The sequence below is a fragment of the Bacillus cereus group sp. MYBK101-2 genome, from assembly GCF_051918845.1.
In the GTDB taxonomy this organism is placed as follows: Bacteria; Bacillota; Bacilli; order Bacillales; family Bacillaceae_G; genus Bacillus_A; species Bacillus_A paranthracis.
Map to the genome: position 1 here is coordinate 183,715 of NZ_JBQAIE010000001.1, position 22,185 is coordinate 205,899.

Consider the following 22,185-nt stretch of genomic DNA (forward strand, 5'->3'; position numbering starts at 1 on the left):
CTGGATTTTTAAAACAAAAATTTTAAAAGCTTATATGTTCAACAAAATTATCATATAAAAATCGCTCTACAGTAGATGCAGCATAGTGTTTACAAAGCTCGTTAATTACATTTTCATAATCTCGATACGCTGATACATTTACAACTGTTTCTACTATCCCATCAAAATCCGAACCAAACCCTATATTGTTCTCTCCACCTAATGAACAAATATATTCGATATGTCTTACTATATCTGCTACATTCGCTTGTTTTTCATTTGTTAGAAACTGCGGTACAAAAGTGACACCGATCATGCCATTTCGCTTTATAAGAGCTTTAAGTTGTTCATCGTTTAAATTACGTGGGTGCTGGCAAAGTTTCATACAATTTGAGTGGGAAGCAATAGGATTTTTTGCAATTTCTATAACATCCCAAAAACTTCTTTCATTCAAATGAGACACATCAGTCCATACATGTAACGCATTCAGTTCTTGTACAACATATTTACCAGAAGTCGTTAAACCTGCCCCACGTGTCTCTAGCGCACCATCAGCTAATAGATTGGCATAATTCCATGTTAGTCCAAAAGAACGTACTCCTAGGCGATACAACAACCGTAATTTCATTGCATCTTTTCCAAGTGCTTCACATCCTTCTAGTGTTAATATCGCTCCAATCTCGTCCTGTTTTAACATGTTCATATCATCTTTTGTCTGAATAAACTTAACACCTGGTAGGGATAAAATTTCATTATAAAAAATATCTACCATTTGTAATGCCACTTCAAATCGGTTTTCATATGCCACTGTTTCTGGCACATATATAGCAAAACATTGTATACTTCCTTTTCTGTTCTTTAACTGTTCAAACGTAATATGTAATTGCGAATCATGTTTAAAATCCTTTTTCCCCTTCGCATTCCATAACTGAAAGAGTACATCACAATGGGCATCAAAAATTTTCATTTCATTCCTCCATTATAAAAACAACCTGTTTGCATACTGCAAACAGGTTGTTTAAACTTAACGAGGTTCTACAATTAATTTTATTGCTGTACGCTCTTCCCCATCAATCATAATATCCGTAAACGCTGGGATACAAATCAGGTCCAAACCACTAGGCGCTACAAATCCTCTTGCAATTGCTACTGCCTTTACCGCTTGGTTCAATGCACCTGCACCAATGGCTTGAATTTCTGCTGTTCCGCGTTCGCGAATAACACCTGCAAGTGCACCAGCTACAGAATTAGGGACCGACGTTGCTTTAACTTTTAATATTTCCATTCCGCGTTTCCTCCTCGTTTCTATAAAAAGTATTAGCAATTATTTCACTTTAACTTATATTCACGAGGAATGACACGTATTCCTGCTAAATTTCTGTAATTTTTCTAAAAAATTAAAAAATAATAACTTATCTAAATTTTAATAGGAATTACTCAAAAAATGGCTGATCATCATTAATTAAAATACGCTCAATTTTCTTAGCTTTTCCCGTATTAGGGTCCACATCAATTAGCACTGCACTTAATTGTGTTCTACCATTTGTCACTTCAAATCGTACTGGTAAGTTTGTTAAAAACTTCTTCAATACTGCTTCTCGGTCCATACCTAAAATTCCATCGTACGGCCCTGTCATACCAACATCTGTGATATATGCCGTTCCGTTTGGTAAAATGCGATTATCTGCTGTAGGAACATGCGTATGTGTACCTACTACCGCTGTAGCACGACCATCTACATACCAACCTAACGCTTGTTTTTCGCTTGTAGTTTCCGCATGGAAATCAACAAAAATAATATTCGTACGTTTTTTCGCAATGTTAATTAATTCATCCACTTTACGGAATGGACAATCAATTGGAGGAAGGAACGTACGTCCTTGTAAGTTAATAACTGCAACTTCTGTTCCATTACAGTTCACAAAAATAAGCCCTTTTCCTGGAGTGCCTTCTGGGAAGTTAGCTGGTCTTGCAAGATATTTTGCATCATCAATAAATTCAAATACTTCACGGTTATCCCAAGCGTGATTTCCAAGTGTAACCGCTTGTGCTCCGCATTCTAAAAAGTTTCGGTATATTTTTTCCGTAATTCCACGTCCACCTGCTGCATTTTCCCCATTAATAATGGTTACTGTAGGTGTATATTTCTTCTTTAATGCCGGTACGTATTGTTGAATCATACCTCTACCAGGAGATCCTACTACATCCCCAACAAATAATATTCTCATATGTCTTACCCTTCCTATGTACTACATTTTTTATTACTATAGCTTCAAGTAATTATCTTACAATATATTTATTATAAGTTTGTTTCACTTGTATGCTAGGTATAACTAATTTCCTTTATTTTAACCAATTCCAACACAAAAAAATAAAGTGGTGTTTCACCACTTTATTTTGCGTATTCCACTGCACGTGTTTCACGAATAACAGTTACTTTAATATGCCCTGGGTAATCCAGTTCATTTTCAATACGTTTTCGAATATCACGAGCTAAACGATGAGCTTCTAAATCATCAATTGTATCTGGTTTTACCAGAATACGAACTTCTCGTCCTGCTTGAATTGCAAAAGATTTTTCTACGCCTTCATAAGACTCTGAAATCTCTTCTAACTTTTCAAGACGACGAATATAGTTCTCAAGTGTTTCACTACGAGCTCCAGGTCTTGCAGCTGATAATGCATCTGCTGCTGCAACTAAAACTGCAATGATAGAAGTTGGTTCTGTGTCTCCGTGGTGAGATGCAATACTGTTTATAACTACAGGATGCTCTTTATATTTCGTTGCGAGTTCAACACCAATTTCAACGTGGCTACCTTCTACTTCATGGTCAATCGCTTTACCGATATCATGTAATAGACCAGCACGTCTTGCTAGTTTTTCATCCTCACCAAGCTCTGCTGCCATAAGTCCAGTTAAATATGCCACTTCCATAGAGTGTTTTAAGACGTTTTGCCCGTAACTTGTACGGTATTTCAAACGACCTAAAATCTTAATTAAATCTGGATGTAATCCGTGAACACCCACTTCAAACGTTGTTTGCTCTCCGACTTCGCGAATATACTCGTCCACTTCACGTCTTGATTTTTCGACCATCTCTTCAATACGCGCTGGGTGAATACGTCCGTCCTGTACTAGTTTATCAAGAGCGATACGAGCTGTTTCACGACGAATTGGGTCGAATCCAGATAGGATAACCGCTTCTGGTGTATCATCGATAATTAGGTCAATACCTGTTAGCGTTTCTAACGTACGAATATTTCGACCTTCACGTCCGATAATACGTCCCTTCATTTCGTCATTTGGAAGATTTACAACCGAAACGGTTGTTTCAGCAACATGATCAGCTGCACATCTCTGCATTGCAAGAGATAAAATCTCTTTTGCTTTCTTATCTGCTTCTTCTTTCGCACGAACTTCACTTTCTTTTACCATTACGGCAATTTCATGAGAAACTTCACTTTCTACTTTACCAAGAATAATTGCTTTCGCTTGTTCGCGTGTCAGATTGGAAATGCGCTCTAATTCTGTTTGTTGCTTTTGAACTAACTCTCCCACTTTGCTTTCCAACTCTTCAATCTGTTGTTGTCTCGCTACAAGAGAATCCTCTTTCTTTTCTAACTGTTGCTCGCGTTTATCGAGCGTTTCGTCTTTACGATCAAGGTTCTCTTCTTTTTGCATTAAACGATTTTCTTGTTTTTGTAATTCGCTTCTACGGTCACGAATTTCTAATTCAGCTTCTGTACGAAGTGTATGAATTTCATCCTTTGCTTCTAAAAGCGCTTCTTTCTTAAGTGCTTCAGCCTCACGATTCGCTTCGTCTAGAATACGTTTCGCTTCATTGGCTGCACCATTAATCTTCGCTTCAGCAATAGACTTTCGAACAAAAAAGCCAACAACTGCACCGACTGTTGCAAGCAAAATGGAGATGAGTATCCAAACTGTACTACTCATGATTTCACCTCCCCTTGCTATGAATGAAAAAAGACTGTCGGCATGTACATTGAATACCAACATACAGCAAAGACCGTCGTCCCGCTTTTTTAAGGGACTTTCTTCATTTCACAATTAAAATGTCATATTATTATTTCGGCAAGATTTAAGTCTTACTCCGAATATTACTTCTCTTCTTGAGAAGAGTGTTTCGTATATAAGAAAAAATATACATTCTCATTGTATCTATCGCAATTTTCATTGTCAAGCGTTGTCTACTTTTACTTTCTTTACCTTCAGCTCTAATTTATATAGGAATTTAAAAAGCAGAGAGCATATTATCCTGGAAAACCTTAGTAAATCCCAGTTTATTCATGTAAAACACGCATATATCCCTCTGTACACATAATGTTTTAGATGGATTAAATATTTTATCTCCAACGATATACAACGCTTTCATAATGATACAAAAATAAAAGACACGAAGCCGTGTCTTTTATCCCACTTTAATCAAGAAGACTTGGATCTTCCATATCTTCAGCACCTGAATCTTCGCTAATTCCGTGATGCTCACGAATAAAGAAGGCAATTTCTTCTCTTAAATCCGTATTTTCTTTTAAGAACTGCTTCGAATTTTCACGACCTTGTCCTAAGCGTTCTTCATTATAAGAGTACCAAGCACCGCTCTTTTGAACGATATCAAGTTCAGAAGCCATATCTAAGATTTCACCTTCTCTTGAAATACCTTCTCCGTACATAATATCAACTTCCGCAACACGGAATGGTGGTGCCACTTTATTTTTAACTACTTTTACTTTTGTTTTATTACCAACAATGTCGTTACCTTGTTTTAATTGCTCCGCACGACGCACTTCAAGACGAACAGTTGAATAGAACTTCAATGCACGACCACCTGGAGTTGTTTCTGGCACTATCTATCTATAGATTTTCCATCTCTATAGTCCGGACTATCTCTTCATCTCTTTACAGAGAGCCTTGCACTTCCAGCAGTAGCCTATCATCTGCCGTACCCTACTCAGTTAACTAAAAGTTCTTTTCGGTAGTCTCTACACCTTCCCCATATCACTATGGAGCTTGGCACGGTATTACCCTAAATAATGGTGGGCTTCACCGTTAGCAACTATATGGATAGTTACACCCTTAGGCAATAAGGTTCACAAGGTTTTTAACATGCTATCACTAGCAAGGGAAACCCATGGTAAACTCCTTAATCTTTACGATTAAGCAACTTGTAGTTGATTTCCGAACATAACCCCAACTTTTTCACGAATTTGGTTAATAAAGATTGCGATTGTTTTTGATTTATTGATTGCCCCTGAAAGTTTACGAAGTGCTTGAGACATTAGACGAGCTTGTAAACCTACGTGTGAGTCACCCATGTCTCCTTCAATCTCAGCTTTTGGTACAAGAGCTGCTACAGAGTCAATTACGATAATATCAACCGCACCACTTCGTACAAGTGCTTCTGCGATTTCTAAACCTTGCTCCCCTGTATCAGGTTGTGATAATAGTAATTCATCGATGTTAACACCTAGTTTTTGTGCATATACAGGATCCATTGCATGCTCAGCATCGATGAACGCTGCTTGTCCACCTTGGCGCTGTACTTCTGCAATTGCGTGTAATGAAACTGTTGTTTTACCTGAACTTTCAGGTCCGTAAATTTCGATAATACGGCCGCGTGGGTATCCGCCTACCCCTAATGCCACATCAAGTGCTAAAGAACCACTAGAAACCGTAGAAACTTTACGCTCTGCTTGTTCTCCTAATTTCATAATTGAACCTTTACCGAATTGCTTCTCTATTTGTTTTAACGCCATATCTAACGCTGCTTGACGATCACTCATTCAAAATTCCTCCTTAACTGAATTGCTAATCTTATTATACCTATTTTCAATTCAATTTGCCAACAAAAATCGAACATTTATTCGATTTTTTTATTTTCCATTAAATAGAACTGCATTTAACCATTAAAAAAGCTAGAAGAAACTTATATTTCTTCTAGCTTTTTATATAAATGATAAAATCCATATTTCGCTGAGCGTTCTCTAATTTGTTGGCGACTTCCACTTAAATTAAGAGGAAAGACTACAGTTGGTTCATCTTTAATCGCCAATCCAACAAATACTGTTCCCGGTTCTTTATGTTCTGAAGCATCCGGTCCTGCTACCCCAGTGAAACTAATCCCGATATCCGCTTCTAATAATTCTTTAACATTTTCAGCAAGATAACGAGCACATTCTTTACTAACTGCACCGTCAGTAAACAACACTTCCTCAGGTACATGTAAAACATGCTGCTTTACGTCATTATGATAACAAATGACACCGCCTTTAAATACGGAAGACACACCAGCACTTTCTGTTACTTGATTACCGAAGAGACCACCTGTTAAACTTTCCGCACACGCTAAAGTCAATCCTTTTTTCTTCAATAACTCTATCGCCTTATAATGCAGAAACTCTTGGTCATACCCGTAGAAAAATTCTCCTACTCTTTCTAAAATCAAATCTTCCACATGCTGAATGAGTTTCTCCGCTTCATGAGCATTTTGATGTTTAGCAGTTAAACGTAATGTCACTTCTCCATCATTCGCAAGCGGGGCAATGGTCGGATTCGTTTGTCCATCAATTAAATCTTGAACTTTCACCTCTAATTGAGATTCCCCAATTCCGAAAAAGCGAAGCACGCGAGAATAAATGTTTTCTCCTGTTGTAAAGTTACGTAAAAAAGGCTCCACATAACTTACATACATTGGTTTCATTTCTTTCGGTGGTCCTGGTAATAAAATATAAACTTTTCCGTTCTTATTTAATCCCATACCAGGTGCCATACCGTGATCATTTGCAAACACATTTGCTCCATTCAAAACGAGTGCCTGCTTTTTATTATTTTCAGTGAACTCACGACCTGTACGCTTAAAATAATTGCTTATTAATGCTAATGCATTTTCGTCATATACAAGCTCTTCCCCTAAGCTAGACGCAATTGTTTCCTTCGTTAAATCATCTTTTGTCGGTCCTAATCCACCTGTGAAAATGAGCATATCCGCACGTTCCTCTGCAACTTCAATCGCCTGCTGCAGTCGCTTGTTATTATCACCAACTACAGTATGGTAGTACACGTTAATTCCAATTGAAGCTAACTTTTCAGACAAAAACTGGGCGTTCGTATTTGCAATTTGTCCAAGTAATAATTCTGTTCCAACCGCAATGATTTCAGCGTTCATCCCAATTCCCCCATAAACTTCTATTTTGAGTTTACAAAAGCAGCTCTATTTTTCCAGAAATAATCCCATCCTGAAATAACAGTAAAAATTAATGCAATCCATATAAAGATATCAGCAACTGGAATATGGATTAAATTTAAAGGTACATCGTGTAATAAGTATGCCGCAATCGCGATGATTTGTGTCCATGTCTTAATTTTCCCTAGTTGATTTGCCGCAACTACTTCCCCTGTTCCAGCAAGTACAAGACGTAAACCAGTTACCGCAAACTCACGGCTTATAATGACAATAACGATCCAAGCAGGTACGTATTGCATCTCAACTAACGTGATAAGTGCTGCTGAAACAAGTAATTTATCAGCTAACGGGTCAAGGAACTTTCCTAAATTCGTTACAAGATTATACTTTCTTGCGTAATGTCCATCAATCCAATCTGTAGCCGAAGCAACAATAAAGATAATCGCTCCTACTAAATGTTGAATTGGTAAATCAACATCACCAATTGTGTATGAACCCCAATCAAAGGGTGCTAACATAATTACCATAAAAATTGGAATTAAGCATATTCTAGATATCGTAATTTTATTTGGTAAATTCACAGCTATTCCTCCATCATATCAAAAACATTTGTTCATTGAAAAAAGTCATCGAAGCGATGACTGTTATTGTGCAGGTTGCTCTATCCCTAGATTTTTAATCAAGAATTTTTGATGATAATTCTCTTCTGGATTCAACGGGAATGTAACCACTTGGCCATTTAATTTAAATTCAACATTCGGTGCACTTCCTATATTAAGGTTTACCACTTTCGCTGTTGATAAATCATATTTTTGAGTTTGACCTTCCTCTATTGTTCCACTAAAGATATCATTTCCTGCCTCATTTTTAATACCTACATAACTTGCACCTTTTGTTGTAATTTCTAATTCTAACGTTTTATTGTTATGAATTTCCAAAGTGGACTCCTTACCAGTTGTCCCAACTACTTTGATTTCTTGTTGTCCAGTTGGCTGTGCTGGTTGTTCCTCTTTCTTCGGTTCTTCTTTCTTTGGTTCCTCTTTCTTTGGCTCTTCCGCTTTCACTTCATCTTTTTTCGTATCTAACGGAGAGTTTTCCGCTTTTTTAACTTCAATTTTCTCGCTTTGAGCATTCGGAACTTTCTCATCATCTTTTCCAGTCAACGCTTGGAAAACAAACCAAATTACTACTCCAATTACAATAACTAACAGCGCAACTAAGATTTTTGGCATATGATCTGCAATTGGCCATGATGAAGACTTTTGCATTGTTTCTTGTGTTTTTTGTCCAGTTGATACTTGTGGAACGTCACGTTTTTCAGATTGCGGTATCGTACTCTGATATTCCACAAGCAGTTCTTCTCCATTTAATCCAACCGCATCTGCGTATTGTTTAATGAATGCACGCGCATAAAAAGCTCCTGGCAATACATCATAATTGCCTTCCTCAATCGCTACTAAATGGCGTTTTTGAATTTTTGTAATCTCATGCAGCTGATCAATAGACAAGCCTTTCGTTCCTCTTGCTTCTTTCAGCTTTTGTCCTAATTCTGTCACTACTAACACCTCAATATTTCTTTAAAAGTCAAACATAGAGAAATTATTTTGCGTACCTTGCTCAATTTCATCTACTAAATTATATTGAATTTCTTCATCATAATCGTTACGCAACTCGATAATATAATCAAAATCATCCAATGTGTATTCTGACTGACTCACAAATACGTCAGGATGTTCCACAACTTTCGTTGCAGGCAATCTCATAATTTCACGAACAAGCTGCCAATGCCTTTCGTTAGCACGCTTTGTTGACACGATTCCATCTAAGATGAAAATATTGTCGTCGCTATACTCATCTTCAATCAATTGACTACGAACAGTTTGCTTAATAAGAGTAGACGATACAAATAACCATCTTTTATTTGCACAAACACTTGCGGCAACAATGGATTCTGTTTTTCCAACACGAGGCATTCCTCGTATACCAATTAGCTTATGGCCTTCTTTTTTCATTATTTCAGCCATAAAGTCTACAAGTAACCCTAATTCATCACGCACAAACCGAAATGTCTTCTTATCATCTGCATCTCGTTGTATGTACCTACCATGTCTAACCGCTAGCTTATCTCTTAGCTTTGGCGGACGATATTTCGTTACCGTTATGTTATCCATCGTATTTAAAATTGATTCTAGTCTAGAGATTTGCTCTTGATTATCACACATAAGGAGTAATCCACGCCTTGCATTATCTACACCATTAATTGTGACAATATTAATGCCGAGCATACCGATTAACGAAGAAACGTCACCAAGCAAGCCAGGTCGGTTTTTATGTATTTCATATTCAAAATACCATTCAATCATCCAAGATCACTCCCCTTGCTTACTTTACATCTACGTACTATATTATATGATTTCACCTTAATAGGGAAGCTAAATGTATAATCTATCCCTTTCAATTATTATACAAAAAAAATAGAGAGGAGAATCCCCTCTCTATTTTTTACTTATGTTGTACAAACTTTACCATTAAGTTTGCGATTGTATGCTGCTCTTGTTCGTCAGCAACTTTCCAAAGCTCAGCTAATAATTTCTCTTGATCGTTGCGTGCTTCTACTTCATTCGCTAAATAGTCACCAACACGAAATGCCATATCTGATACAGCACCACCATCAAGACCTTTTCCTTGCGCTTGCTCTAAACGTTCTCCTAAAAAGCTCTTCCATTGATCAAAATTATCTAAAACTGACATGTGTAAGCACCTCACTACTTAGTAATAGAATCATGCTTAATTTGTACAGTTTTTCATTTTTTATGTAAGAAATTTTTAGCAATGCCAACCGCCGTTCACTCCGATAATTTGTCCCGTTATATAAGATGCACCTGGAGATACAAGAAATGACACTGTTTTCGCTACTTCTTCCGGTAATCCTAATCGTCCTAACGGAATCTCTTCCGCAATTTCATTCTTATCCTCTTCTGAAAATACGTTTAACATTTCCGTTTCAATTGCACCTGGCGCCACCGCGTTCACTCTTATTCCACTTAATGAAACCTCTTTTGCTAAAGCTTTCACATATGAATTTTGCGCACCTTTTACCATCGAGTAAAGCACTTCACATGACGCGCCAATTTGTCCCCATATAGATGAAACAAGTACAATATTACCGCTTCTCCGTTGAATCATAGATGGCAATGCCATCGATAATAATTTATAGATACTCTTCACTTGAAGTTCTACCATATCATTCAATTCATCGTTCGTTACATCTGTTACGAGTCCAAAAATACTCTTCCCAGCTGCATATACGATAACATCAAGAGGATGTTCAATTTGTTTCCACAATTGCTCTGCCCCATCAGTAGAAGCTAAATTCGCTTGAACAGGAATTACTTCATCCCATTCTTTCTGCAACTCATTCACTTTCTCTTCACTGTTATTATAATGAACATATACTGTATATCCATCTTGAATTAATTGTTTCGAAATAGCAGAGCCAATCCCTCCGCTTCCTCCAGTTACTAATGCATACTTTTTCATACAATTCCTCTCTTATCTCAAAAAAATCTTTTCCCTACAAATAAATAATACCCTCATCTTACAATTTATCAATGATAAGATGAGGGTATTATTGTGAAACCTTTTATTTTTTCGGTAATACTTGACAAACGCTCATTTTTTCTTCTGATAATAATAATTTTGCTACTTCTTGTAAATCTTGAACAGTTAAACTTTCTAATACAGTCAATGCATCAAACAGACTCGATTCATTAAACGCATATCGTGTAAATTGATTTGCAATATATTCTGGTGAATTCAAGGAGCGTAAAAAGCCACCTATTTTCTTTTTCTTTACTCGTTCTAATGCCGCCTCATCTAATTGATCATAATTTGTATTTAATAAAATACCTTTCAAACGCTCTTCTAGCTCATCAGGTTGCTTCGTATCGCCGCCTACCATTGCAAAACCGAAGTTATTCTCTTCCGTATAATCATACGAGAACGAATCATCAATAAGCCCTTCATTATATAAAGATTCATAATGAACAGAACTTTTTCCAAATAAATAATCTAAAAGTAACGTAAGCGCAATTTCTTGTTTTAAAAGGGCTTCCCCTTTTTCTTTTAAGTTTGTCGCTTTAATACCAACTAAACATTTCGGAGTTTGTACAGGCATTGAAATAATTTTCTTCTTTTCATTTACCTCATCTGGTTCTTCTTCGAATGAACGTATTATTTCTGGTTGGTTTTTATAATCTTTTTCCGCTTGATTTTCACGTATCAAATCCATCGTTTTCTCTGGATCAATTGCCCCTACAACAAACATTAACATATTGCTTGGATGATAAAACGTTTCATAACATTCATATAGTAGGTCTTTCGTAATTTTACTAATAGACTCGATTGTACCCGCAATATCAATTTTAATCGGGTGCTTTACAAACAAGCTATCAATTAACCCAAAATATAAGCGCCAATCTGGATTATCTTGATACATTTGAATTTCTTGCCCAATGATACCTTTCTCTTTTTCAACTGTTTTTTCAGAAAAATAAGGCTCTTGTACGAAATTTAACAATGTATTTAAATTTTGTTCTACATTTGATGTACATGAAAAAAGGTAAGCTGTTCTTGTAAATGACGTGAAAGCATTTGCCGATGCCCCTTGTTTACTAAACAATTGGAAGGCATCGTGATCTTCTTTTTCAAATAGTTTATGCTCAAGGAAATGAGCAATCCCATCCGGCACACGAATCATTTCTTCTTTACCTAGTGGTACGAATGTATTATCCACAGAACCATATTTTGTCGTAAACGTTGCAAATGTTTTATTAAATCCTTGCTTCGGTAAAATATATACATCTAATCCATTAGGAAGTTTTTCATAATAGAGTGTCTCTTTTAATTGCTCATAAACAATTTTCTCCATTTATTCTCCCTCCGTTCCGTGTAAAAAGTAAATTGTATCTAATTCAATATTTTTAGCAACTTTCACAATCTCTTCTTTCGTCACACTTTCAATACCTGTAAGCCATTCTTCAACCGGACGCGTACGATCTGAAATAATACCATGATACAGCATTTCCACAAATCCACGCGGTGTATCAATTGCTTCTAATATTTGATTTCGAATAACACTTTTCGTTTGATGCATCTCTTCTTCAGAAAAATCACCATTTTGCATTGCAAGCATTTGCTCTTTAATAATCTCAACCGCTTTTTCATAATTTTTCGCTTCGATTCCTGACATGACAAATAATAAACCTTTATGACTTTCAAAGCGAGATGCTGCATAGTACGCTAAACTATTTTTTTCACGAACATTAACGAATAACTTCGAATGAGAAAATCCTCCAAACAATCCATTGAACAATTGCAGCGCAAAATAATCTTCGTCTTTATACGTAATAAATGTACGATATCCGATGTGTAATTTACTTTGTTTTAATTCTTGTTTTTCCACAACTTCTTTTTCTTCATTATTTCTCTTATGAAGAAGTACATTTCTTTCCCTCACAGGACGTGCTGAAATAGAAAAATACTTACTTACAAGATCAACTGCGTTTTCTGAAATATCACCAATAATGTATAGGTCCATTTCATCTTCCGCTAACACTTTTTGATAATATTGATACAAACTTTCATTTGTAATAGAAGAAACACTCTCTTTTTTCCCATTTGCGCTTAAACGATATGGTTCTACTTTGCACATTTCTTCAATTAAACGCTCGTTTGCATAACGCATTTTATCATCATACGTCGCTTCAATTCGTTGTAAGAGCGCTCTCTTTTCACTTTCTACAATAGAAGGCAAAAAACCATTCCCCTCTTTCGCTGGATGTAAAACGATATCCGATAACATAGAAAGCGCTTTTTCAAATAACGGTGGTGCATCATGTAAATATACTTCATTTGCAATGTCTACATAAATAGAGATAATATGGTCTTCTCCTTTTTTACTTACATCTACTGCCAAAGAAGATCCGTATAATTCTTCTAAATATTGACGAAGACGAATTACAGAAGGAAGCTTTTCTGTCGCACTTTGCAATACGTATGGCAATAGGGCACGCTCTGTCACCGTCTCCTCATTTAAAGGTGCTTTCAAACGAAATACAAATGTATTTGTTTTATATTTATCAGTTGGAATAATATGTACTCGTAAACCACCTAGCTCATGTAACTGTTGTTCCATCAGTTTCATTTATAGCCCTCCTTTACGTATATAGGAATATTCCTCTTCAATATACAGTTTTTAGAAATAAAAAATCAACTTTTCTTCCTCACTATACTTACATTAGGCCCTTTCTAAAAACTGTAATATGTAAGGAACATAGTAAAATTCCGTATTAAATATAGTCTATGTAAAAAAGCCCGCACTAATGTGCGAGCTTTTTTTATACTTATCGTTTTCCTTTTTCATAAGGAGTTCCTAATGCTTTCGGAGCTTCAGAACGACCTACAAAACCAACAAGCGCTAATATTGTGAATACATACGGCAATATCGTTAAGAATACACTTGGAATTTCTTTTAGTACTGGAATTGTACCGCCTGTTATTCCTAATGATTGAGCAAATCCGAAGAACAGAGCCGCTCCAAGAGCACCGAGTGGATTCCATTTACCGAAAATCATTGCTGCTAACGCCAAGAAACCTTGTCCAGTAATTGTAGCACCTGAGAAGTTACCAGAAATCGACATAGCGAAGACCGCTCCACCAACTCCTGCAAACATTCCAGATATAGCAACTGCAATATAACGCATTTTATATACGTTAATCCCCATCGTATCCGCTGCCATTGGATGCTCACCAACCGCACGAAGACGAAGACCGAACGGCGTTTTATAAATGATATACCAAACGACAAACGCTAAAATAATAGCAATATATGATGTTAACGGTACATTAGAGAAAAAGATTTTTCCGATTACCGGAATATCCGAAAGACCCGGAACATCGATTTTTTCAATGCGGTATTGAATGAAATCAGTTTGTCCTTTGCCAAAGATTTTCTTAATCGCAAATACTGTTAAACCAAGTGCTAAGAAGTTAATTGCTACTCCGCTCACTACTTGATCTGCACGGAATGTAATGGATGCTACTGCGTGAAGAAGTGCAAACAATCCACTACCAATTGCTGCAAATAATAATGCAATCCAAGGAGTCATCGATCCCCACGTATCACCCATTAATAACGTTGTAACAATACCAATAAATGCACCAAATAACATTAAACCTTCTAACGCTATATTTACAACTCCAGAACGTTCACTGAACACTCCACCTAACGCCGTAAAAATAAGTGGCGCTGCCGTATATAACGTACCCGTCACAAGAATGGCTAAAATATCTAAAAAGCTCATTTATTTCCCCTCCTTGCTCATGCGTGTAAGTGCCCAGCGTAAAACATAACTGCACGCTACAAAGAAAATAATACATGCAATAATAACGTTAATTAACTCCGAAGGTACATCTGCTTCGAAATTCATTTGTGGTGCTGCACTTTTCAAACCACCAAACAGTAAAGCCGCTAATAGTATACCAAATGGATTATTTCCGCCTAAAAGTGCTACCGCAATCCCATCAAATCCAATACCAGTAAACGAAGACATTGCTGTCATACTTTGGAATGTCCCTAATCCTTCCATAGCTCCACCAATTCCTGCAAAAGCACCAGCAATTGTCATTGATAATACAACATTACGCGATACTTTCATTCCTGCGTATTGAGAGGCATTTTGGTTAAAACCAACCGATTTTAATTCATACCCTAACGTTGTTCTATCTAATAAGAACCACATTACAATCGCAATGATAATAGCCACAACAATTCCCCAGTGTAAACGAGATCCATCTGTCAATGAAGATAACCAATCAGAAGCTAACGAAGCACTTGCTTGTACGTCATAAGATTTTTCATTACCTTCGTGGATAAAACGTTTAATAAGATCATACGTAACATAAAGTGCAATGTAGTTCATCATAATTGTAACAATTACTTCATTTACTTTAAGTTTCCCTTTTAAATATCCAGGTATAAAACCCCATAAACCGCCGACAATTGCCGCCACTAAAATAGATAACGGAATATGCAAAATTGCTGGTAACGACACTGCATATCCAAACCAAACAGCAGCGAGCCACCCAACTAATAACTGTCCTTCCACCCCAATATTGAAAAGACCTGTACGAAATGCAAATGCTACTGAAAGACCAGCTAATACAAGCGGAATCATCGTACGCAACGTCTCACCGATAGCTTGTGGATTGCCAACCATCCCTTCCCAAAGCGCGGCATATCCAACAATTGGATCATATCCACTAACTAACATTACAATGGCACCAACAAGTAAACCGAAAACTACGGATAACACAGGTACTAAAATATTAATTGTTCGTTCTGTTAAAAATTTTTTAGCCATTTGTGTTCACCTTCTCTTTCCCTGTCCCGCCGGCCATTAATAATCCAAGCTGTTGTTCATTTGTTTCTTTCGCATCGACAATCGCTACAATTTTCCCTTCATATATAACAGCCACTCGATCGCTTACATTTAAAATTTCATCCAGTTCTAAAGATAAAAGCAATACTGCCTTACCATTATCTCTCTGCTCAATTAATTTTTTATGAATAAATTCAATCGCACCTACATCTAAACCACGTGTCGGCTGTGCTGCAATTAATAAATCTGGATTACGATCTACCTCACGTGCAATAATTGCCTTTTGTTGGTTTCCACCAGATAGAGCACGAGCTAACGTTTGTTCACTAGGTGTACGTACATCAAACTGTTCAATAAGTGCTTTCGCTTTTTCTGTAATTTTACTAAAATTTAAAATCCCTTTCTTTGAAAATGGATTTTTATAGTATGTTTGTAAAACAATATTGTCCCGAACAGAAAAATCGAGAACAAGTCCGTGTTTATGGCGGTCTTCAGGAATATGACCAATCCCCTCTTCTGTTATTCTTCGAACAGGCCAATTCGTTATTTCTTTTCCTTTAATTGCAATAGAACCTGACTCAACTTTTCGTAAACCAGTAATCGCCTCTATTAATTCACTTTGACCATTTCCATCAATCCCTGCAATCCCAACGATTTCTCCTGCACGAACAGTTAAGTCAAGGCCTTTTACAGCAGGTAACTTGCGCGTATCATGAACAATTAGGTTTGCAATAGATAGTACTTCTTCCATTGGTTTAGCTTCTATTTTTTCTGTTTTAAAATTCACTTGACGTCCGACCATTAACTCTGCAAGTTTATGCTCATCCGTTTCCGCTACATCAACAGTACCAATCCCCTTACCTTTACGAATAATTGTACAACGATCGCAAACTTCCATAATTTCTTTTAACTTATGTGTAATAAGGATGATAGATTTCCCCTCTTGCACAAGCTTTTTCATAATTTGAATCAACTCATGAATTTCTTGAGGAGTTAACACCGCGGTTGGCTCATCAAATATTAAAATCTCAGCACCACGATAAAGAGTCTTTAATATTTCAACCCTTTGCTGCATCCCAACAGAAATATCTTCAATTTTCGCATGTGGATCAACAGCCAAACCATACTGTTCAGATAATTGCTTAATTTCTTTTGCCGCTTCTTCAACAGCAATTTTCCCGTTTTTCTTCGGCTCATTTCCAAGAATAATATTCTCTGTAACTGTAAAATTATGAACAAGCATAAAATGCTGATGGACCATCCCAATACCAAGGTCATTTGCTATATTCGGATTTGTAATTTTTACAGGTTTTCCTTTAATTTTAATTTCACCTTGTTCTGGTTGGTACAAACCAAATAGTACATTCATCAATGTGGATTTCCCTGCACCATTTTCTCCAAGTAAAGCATGTATTTCTCCCTGTTTTACTTGCAGCGTAATATCGTCATTCGCTACAATGCCTGGGAATACTTTTGTAATATTGTTCATCTCAATTACGTATTCCATTTTGTTCCTCCTTTTAGCAGGGAACACTCCCTAATTACACTCTATTAAAAGTATTTTTATATATGCAAAGGTTAGTTCTACGAACTAACCTTTGCTATTTCTCTATTATTATTTCTTTAGAGAAGCTTCATATGTTTTATATTCTTCGTCAGTTGCAGGGACTTTAATTTCACCGTCAGTGATTTTCTTCTCAAGCTCTTCTACTTTTGTTAAGATTTCTGGATTTACTTTTTTCACATTGTCAGTAGATTTCGCAATACCAACACCGTCATCTTTTAATCCGAATTCTTCTACTTTACCGCCTTTTAATTTACCATCTTTCGCTTCTTGTGCTACTTTTGCTACTGCAATATCAACACGTTTTACCATTGATGTTAAAGTTACGTTTTCAGGCATACCTTCTTGATTTTGGTCACGGTCAACACCGATTACCCAAACGTTTTCACCTTTTTTCTTACGGTTTTTCGCTTCTGTGAATACACCGTTACCAGTTGCACCTGAAGCATGATAAATTACGTCAACTCCACCACCGTACATTGCTGAAGCTAATACAGAGCCTTTTTCTGGTTTATCAAATGCATCAGCATATTGTGATACGATTTCGATATTTGGATTTACTGCTTTTGCACCAGCTTTAAAGCCTGATTCAAATTTTGTAATTAATGGGCTTTTTACACCACCAACAAACCCAACTTTATTTGATTTTGTCGTCATCGCTGCTACAGCACCAACTAGGAATGAACCTTCATGGTCTTTAAATGTAATACTTGTTACGTTCGGCTTCTCTACAACTGTATCTACAATCGCAAATTGCTCTTTTGGATATTGTTCAGCTACCTTTGCAATTGATTTTTCCATTAAGTAACCAATACCAAATGTTGTGTTATAATGATCTTTCGCAAATTTCGTTAAATTCGGGATATAATCCGCATCTTTACTAGATTGAAGATAACGATATCCTTCATTTTTCTTTAAGTCATTGTCTTTACCGAACTTCGTTAAACCTTCCCAAGCTGATTGGTTAAATGATTTGTCATCAACGCCCCCAACATCTGTAACCATACCAACCTTAAACTCTTTTTTGTCGCTACTCGCTTTATCCGAGTTACCACATGCACCTAACACCGCACTTGCTGCTAATGTTAATGATAATAAAAGACCTGTTTTTTTCTTCATACTAGAAACCCCTCCTGAAATGATTTGTCTATTTTTTTATACGCTGCTGTCCCTAACTTCTTGCTGTCACCTCCCTAAAAAGGAACTCACCTACATACGTTTTCTTAATACGTGGAAGCTAAACTTATCAGCTCTAAAATAATTGATAGAATATAAGATTGGCTCATCATTTTGATCATAGTGCATTTGTTTTAACACTAGCAGTGCCGTTTCCGGTTCACATTCCAAAATAGGTGAGATTTTCGGATGATAGCCAATCGGCTCAATGTGAGCAACTGCGTATGTGATACGTTTGTGCGTATTGTTATGTATCACTGTAAGCAATGATTCTTCGTTGTATCCCGATAAATCTGGCAATATTTCTTTTGCAAGTTTATCGATACAATATACAACAGGTTCCCCATCTGCTGTACGCACACGCTCAATCATCACTGCATTAAAACCATCTTCACTATTAAACTTCTCTTTTTCTTCTTCTGTTAAACTTGTTGTAGATGATGATAAAAAGATAGTTCCTGGTGTTTTCCCCACACTAGAAATCATATCTGTAATACTAGAAAGTTGTTCAATCCCAGAAGAAAATAACGGCTTTGCATTTACAAATGTTCCTACACCATGTCTGCGAATGACAACATTTTCTTCTTCTAAAATACGCAGCGCCTCCCTTAAAGTCGCTCTACTTACGCCAAGTTCTTTCGCTAAATCAAACTCTGATGGTAACTTTTGTCTTTCTTTGTAAGCCCCATCTTTAATTTTTTCTTTGATGTGATCAATCACCCGTAAATATAGGTGACGACTATCAGATTTTACTGACATAAGACTCCCCCGCATTTCAATTATTCGACCTCTGATGTAAGACTTCTTTTCTCTTTTTTCAACTTACAACATAATAAAAATTGCTAAATACTAAAAACAAGCATAATTGTCGAATAAATATTAATAATTTTTTAAGATGAAATTTTCACTCTTTACTGCATAAAAAAAACTTTGCACCATAAACATTCCTCATAGCGAGAAAAAGTTCGGCACAAAGATCTCTTACATCCTTTGTTACACACTTTTCCCCTCATAGTCTAGCAATTCATGGTTGCCAGGTAGAAACTTATGGACCTTATCTCCAAGATTATATGAGGCAGTGATTCTTTTCGAAGTAATCTTACCACTTGCTCCCATACGTGTCAACAAAATTTAACAATTTTCTACATTAAATATCGAACATTCACAAAAAACCACACCAAAGTATTCGTATTCTAAAGAATCGCCTTTAATGTAAGCCCTTTCTTTATTACTGAATATAGTATATAACAAAACCAGCATATAAAAAAGCCTAATTGTAAAAACAATTAGGCTTTTTTTATGAACTTTTTTCTTGTACATCATTAATGAGCACTTCACGTGGTTTACTACCTTCATACGGACCTACTACACCATTCATTTCCATTGCATCAATTAATCGGGCAGCACGGGTATAACCAACTCTAAACCTACGTTGCAACATAGAAACAGAGGCTGTTTGCATTTCCACTACGAGCTGAACTGCTTCATCATATAATTCATCTTCTACTTCCTGCTTCGTATCAGGAACATCTTGCGGAATCATATCTTCTTGATATTGCGCTTTTTGCTGACCAATAACATATTCTACAACTCTCTCAACTTCATCATCTGATAAAAACGCACCTTGTACACGTACAGGCTTCGACGCACCAATTGGTATAAATAGCATATCCCCACGACCTAGCAGTTTCTCTGCCCCACCGCCGTCAAGAATTGTACGAGAATCTGTTTGAGAAGATACAGCGAATGCAATACGTGACGGAATATTCGCTTTAATAACTCCCGTAATTACATCAACTGATGGACGTTGCGTTGCAATAATTAAATGAATACCGGCAGCACGAGCCATTTGCGCTAGACGCATAATCGCATCCTCTACATCCGACGAAGCAACCATCATTAAATCTGCTAACTCGTCCACAATTACGACAATATAAGGTAATTCCGGTTGTTTCGCTTCTGATTGATTATTATGCTCTTTTATATAATCATTATATCCTTCAATATTTCGCGTGCCACTATGAGCAAATAACTCATAACGACGCTCCATTTCACTTACAACTTTTTTCAATGCCTGTGATGCTTTTTTCGGATCCGTTACAACTGGTGTTAACAAATGAGGCACACCGTTATATACATTTAACTCTACCATTTTCGGATCAATCATCATTAATTTTACTTCATGTGGTTTTGCACGCATTAAAATACTAACAATAATACCGTTAATACATACACTCTTCCCGCTACCTGTAGCACCTGCCACTAGTAAATGGGGCATTTTATTTAAGCGGGCTAATACAGCTTCACCTGTAATATCTCGTCCAAGACCAATCAACAACTTCTCTTCTGGATGATTATTAGCCTTAGAATCAAGAACTTCCCTAAGTGTTACCATAGAAACTTCTGAGTTCGGAACTTCAATCCCTACAGCTGATTTCCCGGGAATTGGAGCTTCAATACGAATGTCCTTTGCAGCTAAAGCAAGCGCTAAATCATCACTTAAACCGACGATTTTGCTTACCTTTACTCCCATATCAGGATACACTTCATATTTTGTGACTGCAGGACCTCTATGTACTTTTGTTACTTTCGCTTTCACTCCAAAGCTTTGGAAAGTACGTTCTAATTTACGAGCATTCTCATAAATTTCCGCATTTTCATTTGTAACTTGCTTATTCTTTGGAAATTTCAATATATCAAGCGCAGGAAGCTTGTAATCTTTATTTTCTACATTTGAAAATTGCATAGGAGGTGCTTGTGTTTCCCCCTCTAGCGATTCAACGATTTTTTCTCCACGCTTTTTCTTCGGCTCTTCAACTGGTGGAGCCTCTTCAATAAACGGTGAAGTGATTAACTCTTCTCCCTCTACTTCAATTCGTTTATCCTCTTCTTCATTTACAGGATAATTCTCAGTGAAATTCGAAATAATCGGAGGATCAATTGAGATTTCTTCCATCGGCTCAATAATTTCTTCATGTTCTGCCGCACGTTTGCTCCTTGTGCTTCTTGTTGTTTTTTTCTTTTCTGTTTGTTCAGCCGTTCTTTTGGCTCTCCAATCTTTATAGTCCCCTTGCATCACTTGAAATTGACTTCTAAGAATTCTACCAACTGGAGCTAACACTTCTCCAATATGCTTATTTGTTATACAAAGTATACCGAGAATAACTAAAATAATACCAATAATATAAGCTCCTACTTCGTCAAATAAGAAGTAACAAGTGGCGAACATAAGTGCACCAAACATGCCACCACCTAAATGAACGCTATCTGGCCCTTTTTTCATTTCAAGAAAGAAATTATCTTTCGTACTTACAATAACAGAAGTATTTTGCACTGCTCCATCTTTCGTAAGAAGGTTAAATAATGTAATATGACTAAACATTAATATCGCCAATACTATTAAATAAAAACCGATTAGCCGTTTATTTAAAAGGTTCGGCCATCCACGTTTTATAACGAATGAAACGGATAAAGCTATTACACCTAACACACCAATTATGTACCACTCACCAAAGAAGAAGCGAAAAAATAACACAAACGATTTTCCTACAACGCCTAGCTGTAAAATCGTAATGATTGAAAGTGCAAAAAGAGTTAAACCGACGATTTCATAATACAAAGTTGGCTTTATCGTACGTCTTGCCTTTGCCTTCGTCCCTCTTTGCTTTTGTTTTGCCATTTCTTCACCTCGTGTTCTACATATAAGTAAAACTTCCTAAAAAACTCTGCTTATATGTTTGTTTTCTCTATTTTTTCAGGTCTTTATATCTTCTATTTTTACACTTCTTGTAAAATGTTAAATAAACAGAAGAAAGCAGCCCTC

The 22,185-nt window shown here is 36.5% G+C and carries 18 protein-coding genes, 2 pseudogenes and 1 riboswitch; all 20 genes and pseudogenes read right to left on the minus strand.

Features of this window, described 5'->3' with window-relative positions; genetic code table 11:
* Positions 1–22: 22 nt before the first annotated feature.
* The 20 genes and pseudogenes from ACTFSI_RS00885 to ACTFSI_RS00980 all read right to left on the minus strand — a co-directional run bounded on the left by ACTFSI_RS00885 (position 23) and on the right by ACTFSI_RS00980 (position 22,041).
* Positions 23–946, minus strand: coding sequence for a dipeptidase (locus ACTFSI_RS00885; protein ID WP_014481741.1), 924 nt, complete (start codon positions 944–946; stop codon positions 23–25).
* A 57-nt stretch (positions 947–1,003) separates the two neighbouring features.
* Positions 1,004–1,264: a stage V sporulation protein SpoVS gene (spoVS, locus tag ACTFSI_RS00890; RefSeq protein WP_000404341.1), complete on the minus strand. Its 261-nt coding sequence runs from the start codon at positions 1,262–1,264 to the stop codon at positions 1,004–1,006.
* Between the two features lie 148 nt (positions 1,265–1,412).
* Positions 1,413–2,207: a TIGR00282 family metallophosphoesterase gene (locus ACTFSI_RS00895; RefSeq protein WP_414208086.1), complete on the minus strand. Its 795-nt coding sequence runs from the start codon at positions 2,205–2,207 to the stop codon at positions 1,413–1,415.
* A gap of 164 nt (positions 2,208–2,371) precedes the next feature.
* On the minus strand, positions 2,372–3,934 hold the full coding sequence (gene rny / locus ACTFSI_RS00900; protein WP_000099774.1) for a ribonuclease Y: 1,563 nt from the start codon (positions 3,932–3,934) through the stop codon (positions 2,372–2,374).
* A gap of 485 nt (positions 3,935–4,419) precedes the next feature.
* Positions 4,420–4,845, minus strand: a pseudogene (locus ACTFSI_RS00905) (recombinase RecA); the annotation flags it as partial.
* Between the two features lie 327 nt (positions 4,846–5,172).
* Positions 5,173–5,781, minus strand: a pseudogene (recA, locus tag ACTFSI_RS00910) (recombinase RecA); the annotation flags it as partial.
* Between the two features lie 143 nt (positions 5,782–5,924).
* Positions 5,925–7,163 carry a competence/damage-inducible protein CinA gene (cinA, locus tag ACTFSI_RS00915; RefSeq protein ID WP_000990725.1) on the minus strand — a complete coding sequence of 413 codons (1,239 nt, stop codon included), beginning with the start codon at positions 7,161–7,163 and terminating at the stop codon, positions 5,925–5,927.
* Between the two features lie 20 nt (positions 7,164–7,183).
* The gene (pgsA, locus tag ACTFSI_RS00920; protein ID WP_001052964.1) at positions 7,184–7,762 is read right to left on the minus strand and encodes a CDP-diacylglycerol--glycerol-3-phosphate 3-phosphatidyltransferase; all 579 of its coding nucleotides are present in this window, start codon (positions 7,760–7,762) and stop codon (positions 7,184–7,186) included.
* A gap of 63 nt (positions 7,763–7,825) precedes the next feature.
* Positions 7,826–8,737 (minus strand): RodZ domain-containing protein, encoded by a 912-nt coding sequence (locus ACTFSI_RS00925; RefSeq protein ID WP_440045208.1) that lies wholly within the window; start codon positions 8,735–8,737, stop codon positions 7,826–7,828.
* Positions 8,738–8,758: 21 nt separating this feature from the next.
* Positions 8,759–9,544 carry a DUF3388 domain-containing protein gene (locus ACTFSI_RS00930; RefSeq protein ID WP_000574107.1) on the minus strand — a complete coding sequence of 262 codons (786 nt, stop codon included), beginning with the start codon at positions 9,542–9,544 and terminating at the stop codon, positions 8,759–8,761.
* A 139-nt stretch (positions 9,545–9,683) separates the two neighbouring features.
* The gene (locus tag ACTFSI_RS00935) at positions 9,684–9,932 is read right to left on the minus strand and encodes a DUF3243 domain-containing protein (protein ID WP_000114454.1); all 249 of its coding nucleotides are present in this window, start codon (positions 9,930–9,932) and stop codon (positions 9,684–9,686) included.
* A gap of 75 nt (positions 9,933–10,007) precedes the next feature.
* Positions 10,008–10,721: an elongation factor P 5-aminopentanone reductase gene (gene ymfI / locus ACTFSI_RS00940; protein ID WP_000759611.1), complete on the minus strand. Its 714-nt coding sequence runs from the start codon at positions 10,719–10,721 to the stop codon at positions 10,008–10,010.
* Positions 10,722–10,824: 103 nt separating this feature from the next.
* The gene (yfmH, locus tag ACTFSI_RS00945) at positions 10,825–12,111 is read right to left on the minus strand and encodes an EF-P 5-aminopentanol modification-associated protein YfmH (RefSeq protein WP_070806753.1); all 1,287 of its coding nucleotides are present in this window, start codon (positions 12,109–12,111) and stop codon (positions 10,825–10,827) included.
* Positions 12,112–13,386, minus strand: a complete 1,275-nt coding sequence (yfmF, locus tag ACTFSI_RS00950; RefSeq protein WP_000772430.1) for an EF-P 5-aminopentanol modification-associated protein YfmF — start codon at positions 13,384–13,386, stop codon at positions 12,112–12,114.
* A gap of 199 nt (positions 13,387–13,585) precedes the next feature.
* Positions 13,586–14,545: an ABC transporter permease gene (locus tag ACTFSI_RS00955; protein WP_000008842.1), complete on the minus strand. Its 960-nt coding sequence runs from the start codon at positions 14,543–14,545 to the stop codon at positions 13,586–13,588.
* Entirely contained in the window at positions 14,546–15,604 is a 1,059-nt protein-coding gene (locus ACTFSI_RS00960) for an ABC transporter permease (protein ID WP_001074499.1), read from the minus strand.
* Positions 15,597–17,129: an ABC transporter ATP-binding protein gene (locus ACTFSI_RS00965; protein WP_000456919.1), complete on the minus strand. Its 1,533-nt coding sequence runs from the start codon at positions 17,127–17,129 to the stop codon at positions 15,597–15,599. Before ACTFSI_RS00965 ends, ACTFSI_RS00960 begins: the two co-directional genes overlap by 8 nt.
* 108 nt (positions 17,130–17,237) lie before the next feature.
* On the minus strand, positions 17,238–18,305 hold the full coding sequence (locus ACTFSI_RS00970) for a BMP family lipoprotein (RefSeq protein ID WP_000730591.1): 1,068 nt from the start codon (positions 18,303–18,305) through the stop codon (positions 17,238–17,240).
* A 90-nt stretch (positions 18,306–18,395) separates the two neighbouring features.
* Positions 18,396–19,121 (minus strand): GntR family transcriptional regulator, encoded by a 726-nt coding sequence (locus tag ACTFSI_RS00975; protein ID WP_000114176.1) that lies wholly within the window; start codon positions 19,119–19,121, stop codon positions 18,396–18,398.
* 233 nt (positions 19,122–19,354) lie between these two features.
* Positions 19,355–19,456, minus strand: a riboswitch (purine riboswitch).
* Positions 19,457–19,659: 203 nt separating this feature from the next.
* Positions 19,660–22,041 carry a DNA translocase FtsK gene (locus ACTFSI_RS00980; RefSeq protein ID WP_138321245.1) on the minus strand — a complete coding sequence of 794 codons (2,382 nt, stop codon included), beginning with the start codon at positions 22,039–22,041 and terminating at the stop codon, positions 19,660–19,662.
* Positions 22,042–22,185: the final 144 nt, after the last annotated feature.